This is a genomic window from Bradyrhizobium sp. 76 (assembly GCF_023073025.1).
GTDB lineage: Bacteria > Pseudomonadota > Alphaproteobacteria > Rhizobiales > Xanthobacteraceae > Bradyrhizobium.
In genome coordinates this window covers 1,033,140-1,053,944 of the sequence record NZ_JADPIS010000090.1, presented here as the reverse complement: position 1 = coordinate 1,053,944, position 20,805 = coordinate 1,033,140, and the positions used below count along the sequence as shown (strand labels likewise).

Annotated in this window: 19 protein-coding genes; 8 read left to right on the top strand and 11 right to left on the bottom strand. The window is 63.9% G+C overall.

Annotation, left to right across the window (positions count from 1 at the left end; genetic code table 11):
- Positions 1–187: 187 nt before the first annotated feature.
- Positions 188–1,240: a histidinol-phosphate transaminase gene (hisC, locus tag IVB48_RS21650; RefSeq protein WP_247402741.1), complete on the top strand. Its 1,053-nt coding sequence runs from the start codon at positions 188–190 to the stop codon at positions 1,238–1,240.
- 237 nt (positions 1,241–1,477) lie between these two features.
- Positions 1,478–2,176: an ABC transporter permease gene (locus IVB48_RS21645; RefSeq protein WP_027566524.1), complete on the top strand. Its 699-nt coding sequence runs from the start codon at positions 1,478–1,480 to the stop codon at positions 2,174–2,176.
- Here IVB48_RS21645 and IVB48_RS21640 read toward each other — a convergent pair.
- Complete coding sequence (locus IVB48_RS21640; protein WP_027566523.1) at positions 2,150–2,959, bottom strand: substrate-binding domain-containing protein; 810 nt, start codon at positions 2,957–2,959, stop codon at positions 2,150–2,152. The two genes, IVB48_RS21645 and IVB48_RS21640, sit on opposite strands and share 27 nt — an antisense overlap.
- Before the next feature lie 173 nt (positions 2,960–3,132).
- Here IVB48_RS21640 and IVB48_RS21635 point away from each other — a divergent pair, with 173 nt between their 5' ends.
- The 3 genes from IVB48_RS21635 (at position 3,133) to IVB48_RS21625 (ending at position 5,069) form a co-directional block, all read left to right on the top strand.
- Entirely contained in the window at positions 3,133–3,405 is a 273-nt protein-coding gene (locus tag IVB48_RS21635; protein WP_247402739.1) for a hypothetical protein, read from the top strand.
- A 296-nt stretch (positions 3,406–3,701) separates the two neighbouring features.
- Positions 3,702–4,739, top strand: a complete 1,038-nt coding sequence (locus IVB48_RS21630; protein ID WP_247402737.1) for a hypothetical protein — start codon at positions 3,702–3,704, stop codon at positions 4,737–4,739.
- A 63-nt stretch (positions 4,740–4,802) separates the two neighbouring features.
- Entirely contained in the window at positions 4,803–5,069 is a 267-nt protein-coding gene (locus IVB48_RS21625) for a TonB-dependent receptor plug domain-containing protein (protein WP_247403052.1), read from the top strand.
- Positions 5,070–5,079: 10 nt separating this feature from the next.
- On the opposite strand, the gene IVB48_RS21620 is transcribed toward IVB48_RS21625, so the two are convergent.
- Positions 5,080–6,396: an alpha/beta hydrolase-fold protein gene (locus IVB48_RS21620; RefSeq protein WP_247402734.1), complete on the bottom strand. Its 1,317-nt coding sequence runs from the start codon at positions 6,394–6,396 to the stop codon at positions 5,080–5,082.
- A 278-nt stretch (positions 6,397–6,674) separates the two neighbouring features.
- Here IVB48_RS21620 and blaBJP point away from each other — a divergent pair, with 278 nt between their 5' ends.
- Both blaBJP and IVB48_RS21610 read left to right on the top strand, forming a co-directional pair.
- Positions 6,675–7,559, top strand: a complete 885-nt coding sequence (blaBJP, locus tag IVB48_RS21615) for a BJP family subclass B3 metallo-beta-lactamase (protein WP_247402730.1) — start codon at positions 6,675–6,677, stop codon at positions 7,557–7,559.
- Positions 7,560–7,878: 319 nt separating this feature from the next.
- The gene (locus IVB48_RS21610) at positions 7,879–9,888 is read left to right on the top strand and encodes an EAL domain-containing protein (RefSeq protein WP_247402726.1); all 2,010 of its coding nucleotides are present in this window, start codon (positions 7,879–7,881) and stop codon (positions 9,886–9,888) included.
- A 2-nt stretch (positions 9,889–9,890) separates the two neighbouring features.
- Here the strand turns inward: IVB48_RS21610 and IVB48_RS21605 are convergent, their stop codons facing one another.
- Genes IVB48_RS21605 through IVB48_RS21570 form a run of 8 tightly spaced genes read right to left on the bottom strand, consistent with a single transcriptional unit; the run spans position 9,891 to position 18,253 of the window.
- The gene (locus tag IVB48_RS21605; protein ID WP_247359081.1) at positions 9,891–10,610 is read right to left on the bottom strand and encodes an ABC transporter ATP-binding protein; all 720 of its coding nucleotides are present in this window, start codon (positions 10,608–10,610) and stop codon (positions 9,891–9,893) included.
- Complete coding sequence (locus tag IVB48_RS21600) at positions 10,603–11,358, bottom strand: ABC transporter ATP-binding protein (protein ID WP_247402723.1); 756 nt, start codon at positions 11,356–11,358, stop codon at positions 10,603–10,605. Before IVB48_RS21600 ends, IVB48_RS21605 begins: the two co-directional genes overlap by 8 nt.
- A complete protein-coding gene (locus tag IVB48_RS21595; RefSeq protein WP_247359077.1) occupies positions 11,355–12,353 on the bottom strand; it encodes a branched-chain amino acid ABC transporter permease in 999 nt (332 codons plus the stop codon). The genes IVB48_RS21600 and IVB48_RS21595 overlap by 4 nt, the downstream gene beginning before the upstream one ends.
- Positions 12,350–13,225: a branched-chain amino acid ABC transporter permease gene (locus IVB48_RS21590; RefSeq protein WP_027519401.1), complete on the bottom strand. Its 876-nt coding sequence runs from the start codon at positions 13,223–13,225 to the stop codon at positions 12,350–12,352. The genes IVB48_RS21595 and IVB48_RS21590 overlap by 4 nt, the downstream gene beginning before the upstream one ends.
- A gap of 10 nt (positions 13,226–13,235) precedes the next feature.
- A complete protein-coding gene (locus tag IVB48_RS21585) occupies positions 13,236–14,477 on the bottom strand; it encodes an ABC transporter substrate-binding protein (RefSeq protein WP_027566512.1) in 1,242 nt (413 codons plus the stop codon).
- Between the two features lie 22 nt (positions 14,478–14,499).
- Positions 14,500–16,875 carry a xanthine dehydrogenase family protein molybdopterin-binding subunit gene (locus IVB48_RS21580; protein ID WP_247359075.1) on the bottom strand — a complete coding sequence of 792 codons (2,376 nt, stop codon included), beginning with the start codon at positions 16,873–16,875 and terminating at the stop codon, positions 14,500–14,502.
- Positions 16,872–17,396 (bottom strand): (2Fe-2S)-binding protein, encoded by a 525-nt coding sequence (locus IVB48_RS21575; RefSeq protein WP_027566510.1) that lies wholly within the window; start codon positions 17,394–17,396, stop codon positions 16,872–16,874. The genes IVB48_RS21580 and IVB48_RS21575 overlap by 4 nt, the downstream gene beginning before the upstream one ends.
- Positions 17,393–18,253 (bottom strand): xanthine dehydrogenase family protein subunit M, encoded by an 861-nt coding sequence (locus tag IVB48_RS21570; protein ID WP_247402720.1) that lies wholly within the window; start codon positions 18,251–18,253, stop codon positions 17,393–17,395. Before IVB48_RS21570 ends, IVB48_RS21575 begins: the two co-directional genes overlap by 4 nt.
- 254 nt (positions 18,254–18,507) lie before the next feature.
- Here IVB48_RS21570 and IVB48_RS21565 point away from each other — a divergent pair, with 254 nt between their 5' ends.
- The gene (locus IVB48_RS21565) at positions 18,508–19,128 is read left to right on the top strand and encodes a TetR/AcrR family transcriptional regulator (RefSeq protein ID WP_027566508.1); all 621 of its coding nucleotides are present in this window, start codon (positions 18,508–18,510) and stop codon (positions 19,126–19,128) included.
- A gap of 6 nt (positions 19,129–19,134) precedes the next feature.
- Here the strand turns inward: IVB48_RS21565 and hutU are convergent, their stop codons facing one another.
- Complete coding sequence (hutU, locus tag IVB48_RS21560; RefSeq protein WP_247290658.1) at positions 19,135–20,805, bottom strand: urocanate hydratase; 1,671 nt, start codon at positions 20,803–20,805, stop codon at positions 19,135–19,137.

Sequence of the window (20,805 nt, the reverse complement as noted above, 5' to 3'; positions counted from 1 at the left end):
GCGCGCAAGGCTTCGTTCTTGTTTTCATTCTGGGCGTGGTGCAACGACCCTAGCATAGGGGTCGCGGTTGCGGGAACGTCCCCGGCAGCAAGCCTCGTGCGGATTTGCGTGGAATGCTGAATGCAGGCGCACTTCCGCCGAGGTCCCGCATACCCTACTGTACCCCGATCAATTCGGATTGGAGCTCATGAGCCGTTTCTGGAGTCCGGTCGTCCACACGCTTTCGCCCTATGTCCCCGGCGAGCAGCCCAAGCAGGACGGCATCGTCAAGCTCAATACCAACGAGAATCCCTACCCGCCCTCGCCGCGCGTGCTGGCGGCGATCGCATCGGCCGCGGAGCGGCTGCGCCTTTATCCCGATCCGCGCGCAACGCGCCTGCGCGAGGCGATCGCGGCCCATTGCGATGTGGTGCCCGAGCAAGTGTTCGTCGGTAACGGCTCCGACGAGGTTCTGGCCCACACCTTCCAGGCCCTTCTGAAGCACGACACGCCGCTTCTGTTCCCCGACGTCACCTACAGCTTCTACCCCGTCTATTGCAGCCTCTATGGAATAACGCATGACAAGGTGCCGCTCGATGCTGCGATGAGGATCGATATCTCCAACTACAGTCGACCATCGAGCGCCATCCTGCTCTGCAATCCGAACGCTCCGACCGGTATCGCCCTTCAGCGCGACGCAATCGCATCCCTGCTGGCCGAACGGCCGGACCGGCTGGTGGTGGTGGACGAGGCTTATGTCGATTTCGGCGCCGAGAGCGCCGTGCCGCTGGTTGCACGCCACGACAATTTGCTGGTCATCCAGACCTTCTCGAAGTCGCGCTCACTGGCTGGCCTACGGGTTGGTTTTGCCATCGGCCAACGACCGCTGATCGAAGCGCTGGAACGGGTGAAGGACAGTTTCAACTCCTATCCCGTCGATTGCCTCGCGATCGCCGGCGCCGTCGCCGCGATCAAGGACGAGGGCTGGTTCAGAGACACCCGTGCTCGTATCATCGCAAGCCGCGAAACCTTGGCCCGAGACCTTGGACAACTTGGCTTCGAGGTGTTGCCGTCGCTCGCCAACTTCGTCTTCGCGCGCCATCGAAGCCGGAGCGGAGCAGATCTCGCGGCAGCGCTTCGCCAGCGTGGCGTTCTGGTCCGTCATTTCGGAAAGCCGCGCATCGAGGACTTCCTGCGCGTCACGGTCGGAACGGAGGCGGAGTGTGCCCGGCTTGTTGAGGTGCTGCGTGGGTTGATCTAAGCCCCGACAGTCCCTGCATCGGCCAGCATCAAACGATGAGCCCAAACGCGGCATCGTGCCATGCCACCCGCGGCTTTGATTTCCGGCCAAATTCGGGTTACCAAACCTGCCTGCGGAGCACGACCGCGCCGCTGCTTTGCCCGACGATACCCTCAGGGAAATATACGTGAAACACCTCCGCAGTCCTGAAATCGACGCACCCAAGACGTCGTGGCGGGCGCCGAAGCTCAGGCACGGATGAACGACTTTGCGCGATCCATCGGCGCCGCATTCACGCTGATCGGCGAGGCCGATGCAGAGCTTCTGGGCATCGTCGGACTGTCGGTGCGCGTCAGCCTGACCGCCAGCATCCTCGCGCTTCTGATCGGGGCGCCGTTCGGGGTCCTGCTTGCGATCACCCGGTTCCGCGGGCGGCAGGTCATCATCGTCCTGACCAATGCCTTGCTTGGTCTTCCACCAGTCGTGGTCGGGCTCGCGCTTTATCTTCTGCTGTCGCGGTCAGGGCCGCTCGGGGCCGCCGGCCTGTTGTTCACGCCGGCGGCCATGGTGGTCGCGCAGACGCTGCTCGCCACACCGATCGTGGTCGCACTGGTGCACCGGCCGGCGAGCCTGCTGTGGGCGGAGTATGGCGACCTGGCGCGGATCGATGGGCTGTCAACACTACGCAGCATCGGCTTGCTGTTCGCGCTGGGCCGGACCTCGCTGCTGACGGCCTTTCTCGCAGCCTTCGGCCGCGCGATTGCGGAGGTTGGCGCCATCCTCATCGTCGGTGGCAACATCCGCGGTTTCACGCGCACGATGACGACGGCGATCGCTCTGGAGACCAGCAAGGGCGACCTGCCGCTGGCGCTCGGACTCGGGCTGATCCTGCTCGCACTCAGCGTCGCAGTGTCGACCGTCGCCTTCCTGCTAGTGGGACGCGTTGGGGAAAAATAGCTGCTCGCCCCCGACCTTATAGCCGGCGATGGCCTCCTGCCCTTTCGAAGAGATCAGCCAGTCAATGAAGGCTTGCCCGTCCTGCGCCTTCGCGTTCGCATGCTTGGCCGGATTGACCAGCATGACGCCGTACTGGTTGAACAGCCGCTTGTCGCCTTCGGTGAGGACGGCGAGTTCGCCGCGGTTCTTGAATGACAACCAGGTGCCGCGATCCGACAGCAGATAAGCATTCGATGACGACGCCATGTTCAGGGCTGGACCCATGCCCTGGCCGATCTCGCGATACCAGCCGTCCTTGGCGGCACCGAGGTCGACGCCAGCCTCCTTCCAAAGCCGCAATTCGGCCGCGTGCGTGCCGGACTTGTCGCCGCGCGAAATGAACGGCGCCTTCGCGGCCGCGATCTTGCGCAGCGCCTCGGCCACGTCCTTGCCGCCAGCGATCTTCGCGGGATCGCTCTTCGGCCCGACAATGACGAAGTCGTTGTACATCACGTCGAAGCGCTTCACGCCCTCCCCTTCGGACATGAACTTGTCCTCGGCTGGCCTGTCATGGACGAACACGACGTCTGCATCGCCGCGCCGCCCGATGTCGAGTGCCTGGCCCGTGCCAACGGCAACAACCTTCACGTCGATGCCCGCGGCCTTCGAGAATAGCGGCAGCAGATAGCCAAACAGCCCCGACTGTTCCGTCGACGTCGTCGAGGCCACGGTGATGGCGCGCTCCTGCGCGAATGCGATCGTGGACCAGAGCAGAATCGCTCCGAGAGTCATTATCCTTTTCATGCCTCGTCCTCACACCAGATGCCGGATGTTCCAAACTCTACCGTCGACAGAGACGCACAGGGAACCCCAACAAGCGCCGCAACGCGCTTGGTCATGATCGTCGCGACGCTCCCCTGTGAGGAACGTCCGCTCCGCGCGCAAGTTGTCATCAAGTCAACCCAGGAGGAAACCAGATGAAGAAGATCATTTTGGCATCCGCGTGCATCATGGCGCTGGCGACCGGCGGCGAATCCGCACAGACACAACCCGCCCCGGGCGCATCCGGTCAGGGCGACGTCGGGCCCTCGTCCCGGGGCCCCGCGACCAAGGGCATGACGACCGGCACGTCGTCGAACATGCAGAACGAGGCCGCCGACAGCAAGGGCAAGCAGGCTCCGAGCGCCGGTGGCAGTAACACGAATAACATGGGCAGCCAGGCCGGCGGCGGCGCGGGCTCCGGGAAGTAGGCCGGCATCGATCGGAAATCTGGAGAGGGGGCGATCGTCCCCTCTCCTCAGATGTCTTCATGCCGTCAAAAGCTTGTCGACGTCATGCGCAAAGGTCTTGGTGTCGAACAAAGCGCATTGGCGAGGCTGCACCTTGACTGCAGTCACGCCGGCGACATCGCAGCTTCGCGCTCTGAAAGCGTGGATGTTCTGCAATTGGTCCCACCTACATTGACATCAGTGTGACAGCCGGGGATTTTTACATTGCTGGCGAATCAGCGATGGCCTCAAGCCGAGTACCTCTTGGACAACTCCCAGTGCTTTCGAGACTGATATCGTTGCTGCGCCGCATCCCCGCGGTGAAATGGGCGTTCAACCGGCTCCGGCCCGCGCCGCACGGCGGCAGCATCGACGTCGCAGCTGATGCCGCGGACGCCTCGCCCGCCCTCGTTGCCGAGATTTTAGAAGCCGCTCCGGCTCTGGACACCAGCATCAGCGCGGATACGTCAAACTGCGACGTTGCGGCCGCCGCTTCAGCCGCCGAAGACGGGACCGCCAGACCCGTCATCGCGGAGAGCCCGTCGGAAGCGCCAGCCGATGTTAGCGGCAGCGACGATTCATCCCGGGAGACGGCGGCGGAAGTCGAGCTGGTCGTCGTGGAGGAAGCTTCGGTCGCGACCATCGATGTCGAGCGTGAGACGGTCGACGTCCCCGAACTCACCATCAACAGCGATCCATCTCCCGAACTCGCGGACGACGTTGAGCCCATTGTCGTGGAGAAGGCCTCCTCCGTCGATGTCGAGCTCGTCCCGGTTGATGCCCCCGCTCTCGCCATCAACGACGAGCATTCCTCCGCCGTCGACGTGGATACTTGCTCAACTCTCGACGACACGCGTGTCGCGCTTGCCTCCAGCGCGGCGGAAGTCGTCGCCAGCACGCCCAGCGTCGTCACGGATGTTGCGCCGGAGCCAGCCCTCGAGGCTCCCGCTGCGGAGATCACCAGCGCGCCGAAGATTCGTGCAAAGATCGCAGAACCCGCCGACCGCGCCGCGCTGATCCGGCAGCGTTGGACGGAGACCGGGAGCAGGATGTGGAATCCGCGCGTCCACGGCGCCGGTGATGCCACGCTGAACATCCAGGGAAGCGTCGGGTTGCTGCCGCCTGCGCCTGGCGAGACAATGCCGCGCTACGACAAGCTGGAATTCAGGATGCTCGGCGGACAAATCGTCTGCGAGGGCGTGATCGTCGAAGCACCCGCGCATGCGAGCCAGCGCAGTTTTACGCGGCTCGCCGAGCCGGGGAAACCGGATCGGGTCCGCGAACCAATGCGGGAACGCCAGGCCGCTCTCGCCTGACCCATTATTTCCTACGACGACCAACCCATATGATAGGCTAACGCCTTGAATTTGGGAGATCGCATGCCCACAAAATCATTGCGACTGGTTGTGATTGCCGCCCTCTGCGTCTCTCAAGGAGCCTTTGCCGCATCCAGTAAACGCCATGCGCCCGCGACCGATCAGGCGTCACCCTACAAAGCCGACCGCCTCTCCTCTTCGCGCGGAGAGACGATCCTCAACACGCCCGGCCAGACCACCGTGATGACGCGAGAGATCCTCGACGACAAGAACGCGACGAGCCTCAAAGATGCCATGCGCTCGACCGCCGGCGTGACGATCGGGCGCTAGGCCACTTCGCTCAGGGGAGCGGATAGCCCTTCCAGACCCACTCCAGCGCCGACGGCAGCGTCTGCGCGATCGTGGGCCGGTCGACGTGCTTGGCGTTGCGTACGAACAGAAACTGATAGTGGTAGCCCTTCTCCGCCAGCACCTTGGCCATCAGCGCGTTGGAGAGGGTCCAGTCGTGCATGCCGTCGGGAATGGTGGGGTTCGGATAGAACAGATCCTGGTCGCCGCCGAAGAACCAGAAGCGGATCGGCTTGGTCGGCGCAGCGACGATCAGCGGCACGCCGGGCGGCTCGGCCGGCGTGAGCACGCCCGCCTTGGAGATGAGATTGGGTGTGGCCGGCCCCGGCCATGCGCTGTGATATTCCCAGGCTCCGCCGCGCAGCGACGGGTCATGCGGCCATTGCTGGTTGACCATGGTCGGCGAGAACGCCAGCACGCGGTGATAGAGATCGGGATAGAACCACGCCATGGTGAAGGCAGCCACGCCGCTCGAGCTCAGCCCCATGGTCGCACGCCCATCGGGATTTTTGGTCAGCCTGACCTCGGCGTTCTTTTCGACCAGCGGCAGCACTTCACGCTCGACGAATTGCGCGTAGGCGCCTGACACCGCGTCATATTCGCGGCCGCGCTGACTGCCCTGCGCGTCCTGCCCGCCATTGCCGATCTGGATCGCGATCATCGGCGGCACGCGGCGCTGCGCGATCAGATTGTCGAGCGTGACGGCGAGATCCTTGTAGGCGTTGGAGCCACCGTCGCCGACCACGATGAACGGCGCCTCGCTGCCGCGCACATATTGCGCCGGCACATAGACGTCGATGGTGCGCGACCAGACGCCGGGATGGCTGGTGGTGACGATCATGTGCGACTTGTCGTCCGGCGCCGTGACGGTCGTCATGATCGAGGAATTGGTGCAACCAGCAAGATCGTCGCGGATCAGACCCGGATTGTAGATGGTGCTCTCCTTCGACGACAACGTGAAGGACTTTGTCGTCCCACGCGGCACGCCCTCCTTCGCGATCGTCTCCGGCGCAGGATTGTGGGTGGGACCGATGATGAAATTCCCCTCGGCATCCGGTGGCGGCAGCGTTCCGTCAGGAAGCTCCGTGGCGCGTGGATAATTGGGATTGGAGGGATCACGCGTCGGAGGCGCCGTCTTGAAGTCGAGACCCGTCGTATCGATGAAGAACGGGCCCGCCTTGTCGGTGCTGTTGGCCCCAGGCGGCACCACCATGTTCTGGGTGACGCAGGCCGGCTGCGAGAAGGCAATCGACGTGAAGGAGATGAGGGAAATCAGAGTCCCCGCAAGGACGGACAACGAATTGGTCATTTCAGCTCCCGATGCCGACGAGTCTTTCTGGCTCGCCTTGGCGCAAAGTATGACGAGCCGCCTGCGCGCGGTCAAATCCCGCCCGGCCGCGTTACCGCAATGGCCGCCATGCTCAAAACGGACAGACACGGCTATTCCGCGCATGCCACGAACTTTTTCAGACACGTGGCCGTTGCTGCCGCACCTCGCACGACGTAGCTTGCCGGTCGGCCGCGCGAAGGCCGCGCCCGATCAAGACGACAAGAACAATCTGCAAGAACAATCCCGGGAGACAAACCATGAAGAAGCTCACGGCCGCGCTGTGCGCGCTGGCGTTCCTCGCAACCGGCGCGCAGGCGCAGACCGTCAAGGACTTCCTGGCGGTGGTCACCAAGAAATGGACCACGCCGTTCGAGCCGTTCCAGCTCATCGGCAACATCTACTATGTCGGCACTGACGGCATCGCCGTCTACATCATCAAGACCTCACAAGGCCTGATCCTGATGGATACGGCGCTTCCGGAATCCACCGGCATGATCAAGGACAACATTGCCAAGCTCGGTCTCAAGGTCTCCGACATCAAGATCATCCTCAACACACACGCGCATTTCGACCACACCGGCGGTTTCGCCGAAATCAAGAAGGAGACCGGCGCGCAGCTGATCGCCGGCGACCGCGACAAGCCGCTGCTGGAAGGCGGCTATTATCCTGGCGACGAGAAGAACGAGGACCTCGCCTTCCCCGCAGTGAAGGTCGATCGCGCCGTGAAGGAAGGCGACAAGATCACGCTCGGCGACACCACGCTGACGGCTCACGCCACCCCCGGCCATTCGCCCGGCTGCACGAGTTGGGAGATGACCGTCAAGGACGGCAATCAGGACCGCGAGGTGCTGTTCTTCTGTAGCGGCACGGTGGCGTTGAACCGGCTGGTCGGCCAGCCGACCCACGCCGGAATCGTCGACGACTACCGTGCGACCTACGCCAAAGTGAAGGCGATGAAGATCGACGTGCTGCTCGGGCCGCATCCGGAGGTCTATGGCATGCAGGCCAAGCGCGCCGAAATGAAGGACGGCGCACCGAACCCGTTCGTCAAGCCGGGTGAACTCGCAGCCTACTCCACAACCCTGTCGGAAGATTTCGACAAGCAGCTCGCCAAGCAGACCGCCGCGCTCGAGAAGAAATAGCGATCGTCTCGCGCTATCTTCACCTCTCCTTCTCCGGGGGAGAGGTGAAGCCGGCATGCCGGCTCGCACTGTGTCGATGCGACAATACGCTCCGCTGGCGCATATGGTTAGCAGAGCGTAGCCGCAATTTATGCAAACTCTCTTTCAGCCAATCCCCGCACTTCCGCCGCCGGATATCGTTAACGCGGCCTCACCGGTGCGCGGATCGAGAAGATCCGCGGCGCGTCGAACCTCTCGCGAGGACTCCAATCTAACGCCCCCTTTACCGCCGCCGTGCAAGATCGCCCGCGTTTTGAGGAAATTCAGGGCTGATATTGCAATGCCTGTCACCAATTTGAAGTCACATCTAGCTGCCGTTGCAGAGCTGTTTCGGGTGCCGGCCGACAATCCGGAGCTGATGCGCGCGCAATTCGACGCCTTCTCGAAACAGATCCCGCTACTCTATTTCATCCTGATCACAAACACGATCGCGGTGGCTTATACCTATGTGCCGCTGGCACCGGCCTCGCTCAGTATGATCGTGCCGGCCGTGTTGATCGCGGTGACAGGCTTTCGCACATTCTGGTGGCTGCGCCAGCGCGGTGTCGTCCGCAACGATGCCGACATCCTGCGCAACCTGCGCCTCACCAATTGGATTGCAGCGCCGATCGCCGCCGGCTTTACTCTCTGGTCGTTTGCCCTGTATCCCTACGGCGACGCTTTCGCCAAGAGTCAGGTTGCCTTCTACATGGCGGTGACCGTGATCGGCTGCATCTTCTCGCTGATGCATCTGCGCTCGGCAGCACTGATCGTGACGCTGGTCGTCGACGTGCCCTACGTGCTGTTCTACTTCGCCACGGGCGAACCGACGCTGGAGGCGATGGCCATCAACAATCTGCTGGTCACCGGTGCGATGGTGACGGTGCTGTTCATCTACTATCGCGACTTCGCCGACCTCGTCGCGAGCCGCAAATCGCTGCTGGCACAGCAGGCGGCCACCCAAGCCCTTTCGGACGAGAACTTCCGCCTCGCCAACCTCGATTCCCTGACCGAACTACCGAACCGCCGCCGCTTCTTCGCCGAGCTGTCGAGCGCGTTCACCGATGCCAAGCGCAGAAACGTTCGCGTCGCGGTCGGGATCATCGACCTCGATGGCTTCAAGCCGATCAACGACAACTACGGCCATTCGGTTGGCGACCGCGTTTTGATCGAGGCGGGCCGGCGCATCCGCGAGGTCTGCGAGGGCTTCGGCCCGCAGCGGGTGGAATTCGCCAGGCTCGGCGGCGACGAGTTCGGCCTCGTCGTGTGCGGCGACCCTGACGATGCGGATCTGATGCGGCTCGGCGAACGCGTTGGTGACCAGGTCAAGCTGCCCTACCAGCTCGACACCGCCCATACCGGGCTGTCCTGTTCGATCGGTTTCGCGCTGTTCCCGCAATCGGCAACGACGGCAGAAGCGCTCTATGAATGCGCCGACTATTCGCTTTATCACGCCAAGCGCCATCTGCGCGGCCGCACCGTGATCTTCTCGAGCGAGCTCGAGGCCGAGATCCGCAGCCGCGGCGTCATCGAGAATTTGCTGCGCACTGCCGATTTCAGCACCGAGATAAACCTGGTGTACCAGCCGATCGTGGACGCCATGAGCGAGCATACCGCCGGCTTCGAGGTCCTGGCGCGCTGGCACAGCTCCCGCCTCGGCCTGGTTTCGCCGGCCGATTTCATTCCGGCCGCCGAGCGCATTGGCCTGATCCGGCCGCTGACGCAGGCGCTCCTGGTGCGCGCGCTCGCGACGGCCAGGACCTGGCCCGATCACATCCGCCTGTCGTTCAACCTGTCCGCCCACGACGTCTGCTCGCCCGAGGGCGTCCTGCCGCTGATTACGATCATCGAGAAGAGCGGGCTGCCGCCACACCGGATCGACTTCGAGATCACCGAGACCGCCGTCACCTTCGATTTCGTACGCGCACAACAGTCGATCGCGGCATTGAAGGCGATGGGCTGCGGCATTTCGCTGGACGATTTCGGCACCGGCTACTCCTCGCTGAGCCACGTACACTGGCTGCCGCTCGACAAAATCAAGATCGACCGCAGCTTCATCGCCGACGTCAACGACAATCCAGTGAGCCACAAGATCATCAAGTCCCTCACGGGCCTCTGTGACGACATGGAGATCGCCTGCGTCGCCGAGGGTGTCGAGACCCGCGCTCAGCTCGACACCCTGCGCCGGCTGGGATGCGACTTCATCCAAGGCTACTACTTCGCCAAGCCCATGCATGGCGACGCCATCGACGAGTATCTCGCCAAGGAACGCCAGCGCCTTGGCGGCGCCGTATCCAGGGTCGTGGCCTAAAGTCAGACCGCGCAGTAGCGCTCCTGGATGTCCTTGTCCGCCAGCAGCGCCGCGGCGCTGCTTTGATGCACGACTTCACCCTGATCGATGATCACGGCACGGTCAGCGAGCCGCAGCGCCCATTCGACGTTCTGCTCGACCAGGAGCAGCGTCTTGCCCTCGTCGCGCAGGCGACGGAACAGCACGCCCATCTCCTCGACCAGGACAGGCATGATGCCCTCCGACGGCTCGTCGAGCAGAAGCATCTTGGGCTTTGCGATCAAGGCGCGTGCAATCGCCAGCATCTGCTGCTCGCCGCCTGACAGCGTGACACCCTCCTGATCGAGGCGCTCCTTCAGGCGCGGAAAGGTCTCGGCGATCTCGTCGATCGCGACGCGCTCATCGATGTCGCTTCCTGCCGCGACGAGGCCGAGACGAAGGTTCTCGCGCACGGAGAGACCGGGGACGATGCGGCGCTCCTCGGGGACGTAAGCAAGGCCGAGATGGAAGCGCTGATGGGCGCGAAGCTGCAGAAGCTCCCGGCCCGCAAAGCGCACGCGACCCGTCGTCTTCGCCATCAGGCCCATCATCGACCGCAGCGTGGTGGTCTTCCCGGCCCCGTTGCGGCCGACAAGGGCAACGACCTCGCCGGGCTGCACATGCAAGGAGATGCCGTGAAGGACGTGGCTCGCGTCATACCAGGCGTGGAGATCCTCAATTTCGAGCAGTGCGGTCTCAGCCATAGCCTTCACTCTGTCCGAGATAGACCCGGCGGACCTCCGGATTGCTCCTGATCTCATCGGGCGCGCCGTCCGCAAGCAGGCGGCCGTGATGCAGCACCACGACGCGCTTGGACAGGCCCAGCACCATCTTCATCTTATGCTCGACGAGAAGCACGGTGCGCTTCTCGGCGAGCCGTTCGAGCAGCGCGACCATGTCCTTGGTCTCCTCCGGCCCCATGCCGGCGGTCGGCTCGTCGAGCAGAAGCAACTCCGGCTCCGAGACCAACGCAATCGCGATCTCCAGCGCGCGCTGCTGGCCATGCGCCAGGAATTTCGCCAGTTCGGCGCGCCTGCCAGATAGCCCGACCGCCTCGAGCGCAGCATCGGCGCGGGCATTGAGTTCTGTTAGTCGGGCGCGGTTACGCCAAATGTCGTAGCTCACGGTCAACGCCTGCGCCGCCACGCGGACGTTCTCGTGCACGGACAGGTCCGGGAAGATGTTTGTGATCTGATAAGAGCGCGAGATGCCCTGATGCACGAACCGATGCTGCGGAAGGCCGTTCAGCTCGCGTCCTCTGAAATGCAGCTTGCCTGACGTCGGTGTCAGCGCGCCGGATAGGATGTTGAAGAACGTGCTCTTGCCGGCGCCGTTCGGCCCGATGATCGAGGTGAGCTGTCCGGCCGCAAAAGACACCGTGATGCCTTCGAGCGCGACGAAGGCGCCGAAGTGCTTGCCTATTCCCTCGGCACGAAGCAATTCGCCGCTCATGGCCGCGCCTTTCCGACACCCAATGTGTCGAGCAGCGTGCCCCAGATGCCCTTGGGCAGGAACAGCACGAACAGGACAAAGATCGCGCCGACGAAGAGCTGCCAGTGCGGGGTCCAGACCGAGATGACGTCCTCCAGAATCAGAAACGCCGCCGCGCCAACGAACGGCCCGAAGAAGCTGCGCGCGCCGCCCAGCAGCACCATCATCACGATCATGCCCGAGGTCTGGTAGTGCAGGATGTCGAGCGGCACGATCGACAGATGTAGCGCCAGCATGCAGCCACCGAGCGAGGAGATCGCGCCTGACAGCATGAACACGATCAGCTTGCTGCGCTCGACGTCATAGCCGCAGGCCCGCGCCCGCTGCTCGTTCTCGCGGATGGCCTCGATCACCGCCCCAAAGGGCGAGTTCAGGATGCGCGACTGGAACCACATCGCCAATGCGGCGAAGGCCATCAGCACATAATATTTGTTGACGGGGTCGAGGAAATTGACGGGGAAGCCGAACAGGCTGATGCGATCGACGGTAAAGCCGCGCAGGCCATTCTCGCCACCGGTGAAGGACGAGGCCTGGAGCGCGACGTAATAAACGAGCTGAGCCAGCGCAAGCGTCACCATGGAGAAATAGATGCCGCGCGTGCGCGTCGAGACGATGCCGATCGCGGCGGCGAGGCCTGTGCTGAGGAGGACGGCGATCGGGACCGCGGCGAACCAGGGCACGCCGTAACGGCCGATCGCAATGCCGGTGAAATAGGCGCCCGCACCGAAGAACGCGGCTTGGCCGAACGACAACAACCCCGTGTAGCCGAACAGCAGATTGTAGCCCATCACCACGACGCCGTAGATCAGGACGTTGACGGCCAGCGCCTGGGACGGCAACAGCCAAGGCAACACAGCCAGCACCGCGATCGAGAGCAACACGCGTTGGTCGAGAAGCCGGCCGAGCCCGACGGACGAGAGTTTGGCGACCGCTTCGCCGCTCGATGGTGAGGTCACGCGGTCCTCCCTCTGATGCCGAACAAGCCCTGCGGGCGGATCAGCAGCACCACGGCCATCAGTGCGAACATGACGATGGTCGCCATCTCCGGCGCGAACAGCGCGACCAGGCTGATCGAGATGCCGACCATGAGGCCTGCGACGACAGCCCCGACGATCGACCCGAGACCGCCGATCACGGTCACCACGAAGGCTTCCGCCAGCACCAGCGATCCCATCTCCGGATTGACGCTGCGCATAGGACCCGCGAGCACGCCGCCGAGCGCGGCCAGCCCGACGCCTAGCCCGAAGATCGCGAGCCAGACCCGGCCGATGTCGACACCGAGCACCTGCATGATGGTGGGATCGCGGGCGCCCGCACGCACGATCAAGCCGATCCGCGTCTTCTCCAGCGTCAGCCAGAGCACCAGGAGCACCACCGCCACCAGCGCAATGACGAACAGGCGGTAGCGCGGGAAGAAGCCGATGCCGAGATCGAGCACGCCGATCAGCTGCGGCGGGGTCGGAAACGGGATGCCGTCGCTGCCGAACACGATCCTGACGCCCTCGACCAGGATGTAGCTGAGGCCGAAAGTGAGGAGCAGTGGATCGTCGATCGAGCGCCCATAGAGCCTTCGGATCAGGACGAACTCGATCAGCATGCCAAAGGCGCCGATCAGGATGGGCGCCAGCAGCAATCCCCACCAGAAGCTTCCGGTGAGAGACGCCAGATACAGCCCCGCATAGGCCCCGATCATGAACAGCGCGCCATGAGCGAAATTGACCACCCCGAGCATGCCGAACACGATCGTCAGTCCAAGCGCAGTGATTACCAGGACCGCCCCAAGAGCGATCCCGGAAAGAAGCTGCATGATGATCAGCGACAGGTCCATTGCCCGGGCTTCAGGTCGCGTGGCCCAGCTCGCTGCAACTGCGCAGCATGTCGTCGGAGCCAGTGTCGTTGGCGAGAATGGCGAACAGATCGTTGTCGTTGGCCATGGCGGACTTCTTCTTGGACTCCAGCACCAGCACCGGCTGCACCGATTGGTGATCGCATTTGCGGTAATGCTGCGGACCCTTGGTCAGGTCGTATTGCAGCTTCTCCAGCGCATCGACCACCTTGTCGGTATCGGTGCCACCCGCGGTCTGCATGGCCGCCAGCAGCGACCCGACGCCGGCATAACCGTAGGCGCCGTAGTCGGTCGGGATGGCGCCGCCATTGGCTGCCTTGAAGGCGGCGTTGAAAGCGGCGGCGGACTTGCTCTGCGTCTCCAGGCCCCAGTAATAGTTGGCGCCGCCAACCACGCCCTCGAACACGTCGGGGCCGACCGCGAGCCGCTGGTTGTGCAGGATCACCGGCACGACGATCTTCATCTGCTGCTTGACGCCGAAGTCCACCGCTTGCTTGATCGCATTGGCCTGATCACGGCCGAAATTGGAGATGCAGAGCACGTCGGGCCGCAGCGACATCAGGCGCGGCATGAAGGTGGAATAGTCGGCAGCGCCAAACGGATGCAGTATCTCGCCGACGCTATCCGCGCCGATCGCCGCCTGCGCGCGCTTGAAGCCGCGCAGCATCTCATGCCCGTACGCGTAATCTGCGACGAGATGGGCAACTTTCATGCCCTTCTTCAGGGTCTGCCGTGCCACCGCGGCGGTCGTCATGTGCGGGTTCAGCGCCTCGTGGAAGGTGTATTTGCTGAAATCCTTGACCTCGTTGATGGTGTCGGACTGGCTGATCGAAACGTAGATCACGCCGCGGGCGCGGGTGACTTCGTTGACCGCGAGCTGCACGGCGCTGGAGAGCGCGCCGACCACGGCGTGAACCTTGTCCTTCTCGATCAGCTCCAGCGTACGGGTCGCGGCCTCGCCGGCATTGAGCTTGTCGTCGCGCACCAACAGCTCGACCTTGCGGCCGCCGATGCCGCCCTTGTCGTTGGCAAGCTTGACCGCGAGCTCGGCGCACTTGACCTGGTCGCGCGCCTCCGCAGCGAACGGGCCGGTCAGCGGGGTCGGAAAGCCGATGCGGATCGTTTCGTCGGCAGCGCGCCCGAGCCGCGGCATGGCGAGCAGTGCCGCGCTTGCCGAGAGACCGGCGAGCGCGGTGCGGCGGGATATTTTCGAGGTGGAAGCGGACTTGGGCATGATTTCCTCCAATTGTCTTTTTCTAGAATCGCTTCAGGGCTTTCAGGATTTTTGTAGGCGTGATCGGGATCGAATTGATCGTCGCATCGAACGGTGTGAGCGCGTCGTTGACGGCGTTCAGCACACAGGCCGACGCCGCCGCCGTCCCCGCCTCACCGCATCCCTTAGCGCCAAGCTCGGTGTCGGCGGTCGGTGTCTCGACGTGAGCGATGACGATGTCAGGCATCTCCATCGGCATCGGGACGAGGTAGTCGGCGAGCGAGCCGTTCACGAGCTGGCCGGTCTCGCTGTAGCGACACTCCTCGAACAGCGCCGCGCCCAATCCCTGCACGATGCCACCGCGGAGCTGCTCGTCTACCAGCATCGGATTGATGACCCGGCCACAATCCTCGACGATGAAATGCTTCAACATCTTGATGAAGCCAGTCTCGACGTCCACCTCCAGCGAACAGCCCTGGATGCCGTTGGTGAAGGCGAACGGATAGCCCTGTGGCGCGAAGTGATGGCTCACGGTGAGCTGGGCCTGCGTGCCCGGCGGTAGCGTATCGGAACGGAAATAGGCAATGCGCGCGATCTCGGAAATCGGCATCCGCTGGTTTCGCGTGCCAGCATCGACGACCTCGCCATCGATGATGTCGAGTGCCGATTGCTGCTCCTGGAGGATGAGCGCGGCGATTTCCAGGATATTGCGCCTGAGCGCGCGCGTGGCCTGGAGCGCAGTCTCGCCGCCGATGCCGGCGCCGCGGCAGGCCCAGGTCGCACCGCCATGCGGCGTCACCTCGGTATCACCGGTAATGACCTTGACGTGCTCCTGCGCGAGGCCGAGCTGGTCCGCCACAATCTGGCTGATGATCGCCTCGGTGCCTTGCCCCTGCTCCGTGACCGAGATCAGGCAGCGCACTTCGCCTGATGGCGTCAGGCTGATGATCGCACCGTCCTGCGAGGAGATACGGGCTCCGCCAACACCATAGAACGCGGGACTTGGATTAGTGATCTCGACAAAGGCCGCGATGCCGATCCCGCGATAGATGCCGCCCTTGCGCAACTCCGCCTGCTCGGCGCGCAGCCCGTCATAATCCATCATCTCGTGCAGCCGCTTCAGGCAGGCCTGATGCGACAACGCCTCGAAACGGTAGCCGGTCGGCGAGGTCTGCGGATAGGCATCATCGGCGATGACATTCTGCGCTCGGATCGCGAAGGGATCGAGACCGAGCTTCGCCGCAGCCATGTCGACCAGCCGCTCGGTGACGGCGCAGGCGATGGGATGGCCGACCGCGCGATACTGGCTGGTCTGCACCTTGTTCTGGAAGAGCACTTCGAGCGTCGCGTGGTAGTTCTTGAAGCGATAGGGCGCGCCGATCAGGCGGATGACCTGGTTGCCCTCCACCACGCTTGTACGCGGATAGGTCGAAAACGCCCCGATTGCGGTCAGGTCCAGCACGTCCATCGCAAGGATCTCGCCCTTGGCGTCAAGCGCCATCCGGGCGCGGACGCGGTGGTCGCGGGCATGGATGTCGGAGACGAACGATTCGATGCGGTCGGCGACGTATTTGACGGGCCGGCCGAGCAGGATCGAGAGGCCGACCACGGCCATGTCCTCATGATAGACATGCAGCTTCATCCCGAAGGAGCCGCCGATGTCGGTCGCGATCACGCGAACGCGGGCCTCCGGAATGCCGAAGTGGCGCGAATAGAGGTCCTGGAACTGATACGGCGTCTGTGTCGCGTGATGCACGGTGAGCATCTCGGCCGAAGGATCGTAATCGGAAACGATGGCGCGCGGCTCCAGCGTCACCGCGGTATGGCGGCCGAAGGACAACTCCTCCTCCACTACATGGGCCGCATGCGCAAAGGCGTCGTCGACGCTGCCGTTGTCGAGCTGGCTGCGGAAGCAGACATTGTTGGCACTGCCAGGATTGATCAGCGGCCCGCCGCCCTCACGCGCGCTATCGATATCGGCGACGATCGGAAGGTCTTCGTAGTCGATCTCGATCAGTTCCAGCGCATCCTCGGCGATCGCACGGCTCTCGGCAACGACTGCAACCACCGCCTGCCCGGCCCAGACCACGCGGTCGAGCGGCAGCGGTAATTGCGGTGCCGAGATCATCCCCTTGAAATGGTCGAGCGTGCCGGTCCAGGGCGAGCAGATCTTGGCGAGATCGGCACCGGTCGCAACGAGATGCACGCCTTCGAGCGCGCTCGCCCGCCCGGCATCGATCGAGATGATCTTCGCATGCGCGTGCGGGCTGCGCAGGAACGCGGCATACAGCATCCGCGGCAGCCTGAGATCGCTGACATAGCGCCCGCGCCCGGCGAGCAGCCGCTTGGCGTTCGGGCGCGGCACGGAGCGGCCGATATAGGAATTCGGGCGATCCAGCGAGGTCAGCGGCGCGCTCATGTCACGCCTCCGCTTTCGCTGCGGGCTTTTGCCACCGCGTCGATGGCATCTACGATCGCTTCATAGCCGGTGCAGCGGCAGTAATTGCCCGACAGCGCGTCACGAATGTCCTTGCGGCTTGGCCGCGTCACCTGCGAGAGGAGTTCGTGCGCGTTGACCAGCATGCCCGGCGTGCAAAAGCCGCATTGCAGAGCGTTGCGGCGGTGGAATTCAGCCTGGAGGTCGGCGATCACGCCGCTCTCCGTGAGACCTTCGATCGTATCGATAGTGGCGCCGTCAGCCTGCACCGCGAACATCAGACAGGCGTGCACGGCTTTGCCGTCAAGCTGGACGAGACACGCGCCGCAGGCGCCCATCTCGCAGCCGGCATGCGTGCCTGTCAGCTCGAGCGCGTTGCGCAGGCAATCGACCAGCGTCTCGCGCGGCGCGACCTCACAGGCCACCTTGCGGCCGTTGACGGTGAAGCGAACGCGCACGGTCTCGTCCGCATCATCCAGGAGGGATCCGTCGAAGCCGCTCATCCGCCCGCTCCGAGACGTCCGAGCATGCGTCCGAGCAATACGCGGGCAAGATGCAGCCGCATCGCCGGCGGCACCTCGTCGCTATCAGGCGGCACGAGATCACCTTCGAGCGCAGCTTGCGCTGCGGCGATGCGTTCGGTGCCAAGGCTCGAGCCGATGAGCGTGGCCTCCGTTCCCTTCACCCGCGTCGGCGTATTGCCGACAGAAAAGAACGAGATCCTTATGTCATCGATGCGCTCGCCGGTGCAGGTTGCGAGCATGCCGCAACCGACCAGGGCATAGTCCCCGCGCCGCCGGGCCAATTCGTCAAACGCAAAGCGCTGATCGGCCTTGAACAGCGGGACGAAGACCGCGGTGATCAGCTCGCCGGGCTGCAAAGCCGTCTCGAACAGGTCGACGAAGAAGTCGTCGGCCTTGACGCGCCGGCTGCCCGAAGGGCCGACAATCTCGATCTCGGCATCGAGCGCCAGCGTCATCGCCGGAAATTCGGAAGCCGGGTCGGCCTGCGCGACACTGCCGCCGAACGTGCCGCGGTTGCGGATCGCGGGATGGGCGACGAAGGGCGCAGCCGCATGCAACAGGGGCGCGAATTCGACGATCAGCGGCTCGCTCAGCATCTCGCAATGGCGCGTCAACGCACCGATGCGCAAATATCCGCCCTCACGCCTGACGCCACGCAGCTCGGAAATATGAGTGATGTCGATCAGCAGCCGCGGCGCCTGCAGCCGCAGCGACAACGCCGGCACGAGGCTCTGGCCGCCGGCAATGAAACGCGCATCGTCGCCGGCGCGCGCGTGAGCATCCAACGCCTGGTCGATCGTCGCAGCGCGAAAATAGCTGAAAGCCCTCGCCTTCACCGCCGTTTCCTCGGATTCCTCGGCTCATCAGCCGGGACGCCAGATTTGTGACCATCTGGTCTCAAAATCCTGACACGCCATCGGAAGTCGGTCAACAGGAAATGACCATTTGGTTACAAATGCGCGTTGGGCTATGAAGACGACGGGACGTGCGATTCAGCGACGAAATGGCCCGCAAAGCGCAGAAAACGGCGAAGCGACCGGTCCGGAAGCGGTCCGAGACAGGCAGCAAGTCCGCGCCAAAGCGCCGCAACATGCGTGCGGCCGACCGCGAGCGCGCCATCCTGGACGAGGCAATCCGATTCTTTGCCGAGCGCGGCTTCGAGGGGCAGACGCGCGAGCTCGCCAAGCGCCTGGGAATCACGCATTCGGCGATCTACCGCCACTTCCCGAGCAAGGAAGCGCTGATCGAGCGTGTCTACCAGGAGGTTTATCTCAGCCGCTGGTCGCCCGATTGGGGTCCGATGATCCGCGACCGCTCGCTATCGCTCGAGGCCCGGCTGACGCGCTTTTATCTCGACTATGTCGAACGCGTGTTCGAATACAATTGGGTGCGGATCTTCGTCTTCTCCGGCATGAAGTCGTTCGGCATCACCGGCCGCTATCTCGACATCATCAGGCGCGAGATCATCGAGCCGGCGGCCGGCGAACTGCGCCACGACCTGAAACTGCCCGAAGCAAAGACACTTCCGCTCGGCGAGCGCGAGACCGAACTGTTCTGGGGCCTGCACGGCCGCATTTTCTATCTCGCGATCCGCAAATTCATCTACGCGACGCCAATCCCGGCAGATCTCGACGCGATCGTTCGCGATGCCGTCCAGACCTTCATGGACGGTGCGAAGACCACGATGCCGAGGCTCCTGGCGCGCGACTGAGCCTGGCTACGTCGCCAGGCTCGGCAGATCGAGCCCTTTTTCGCGGGCGCATTCGATCGCGGTCTCGTAACCCGCGTCAGCGTGGCGCATGACGCCGCTGGCAGGGTCGTTCCAGAGCACGCGCGCGATGCGCTTCGCCGCTTCCGGCGTACCGTCGGCGACGATCACCATGCCGCCATGCTGGGAATAGCCGATGCCGACGCCGCCGCCGTGATGCAGCGACACCCAGGTCGCGCCGCTGGCGCAATTGAGCAGCGCGTTGAGCAAGGGCCAGTCGGACACAGCGTCCGAACCGTCCTTCATCGCTTCGGTTTCGCGGTTGGGGCTCGCCACCGAGCCGCTGTCGAGATGGTCGCGGCCGATCACGATGGGTGCCTTCAATTCGCCACGCGCCACCATCTCGTTGAAGGCAAGGCCCAGGCGATCGCGATCGCCGAGCCCGACCCAGCAGATCCGCGCCGGCAGGCCCTGGAACTTGATGCGCTCCCTGGCCATGTCGAGCCAATTGTGCAGGTGCTTGTCGTCAGGCATCAGCTCCTTGACCTTGGCGTCGGTCTTGAAGATGTCCTCGGGATCGCCCGACAGCGCGGCCCAGCGGAACGGCCCGACGCCGCGGCAGAACAAGGGACGGATATAGGCGGGGACGAAGCCGGGAAAATCGAAGGCGTTCTTCAGGCCCATGTCCTGCGCCATCTGGCGGATGTTGTTGCCGTAGTCGAGCGTCGGAATGCCCTGCGCATGGAAATCCAGCATGGCCTGGACGTGCTCGACCATCGAGGTCTTCGAGGCGCGCTCCACGGCCTTGGGGTCGGCGGCGCGCTTGGTTTCCCACTCGGCGAGTGTCCAGCCCTTCGGCAAATAGCCGTTGATCGGATCGTGCGCGCTGGTCTGATCGGTGACGATGTCGGGCCTGACACCGCGGCGGACCAGCTCGGGAAAAATCTCCGCGGCGTTGCCGAGCAGGCCGACCGAGATGGCCTTCATCGTCTTCGTCGCCTCCGCCATGATCGCAAGCGCCTCGTCGAGCGTCGCGGCCTGTCGATCGAGATAACCGGTGCGCAGACGCATCTCGATGCGGCTCGGCTGGCATTCGACCGCCAGCATCGAAGCCCCGGCCATGGTCGCAGCCAACGGCTGCGCGCCGCCCATGCCGCCGAGACCGGCGGTCAGAATCCATTTGCCGGCAAGGCTGCCGCCATAGTGGCGGCGGCCAACTTCAACGAAGGTTTCGTAGGTGCCCTGCACAATGCCCTGGCTGCCGATATAGATCCAGGAACCGGCCGTCATCTGGCCGTACATCATCAGGCCCTTTCGATCGAGCTCGTTGAAATGGTCGAGCGTCGCCCAGTGCGGCACAATGTTGGAGTTGGCGATCAGGACACGCGGCGCGTCGGCATGGGTGCGGAACACACCGACCGGCTTGCCGGACTGGACCAGCAGCGTCTGGTCATCTTCAAGCTCGCGCAGCGAAGCAACGATCCGGTCAAAGCTCTCCCAGTCGCGCGCAGCGCGGCCGATGCCGCCATAGACCACGAGCTCGCTCGGACGTTCTGCAACGTCGGGATCGAGATTGTTCATGAGCATGCGCAGGGGCGCTTCCGTCAACCAGCTCTTGGCGCTGATTTCGCTGCCGCGGGGTGCGCGGATGGTGCGGTCATTGTCCAGTCGGCGGTTCAT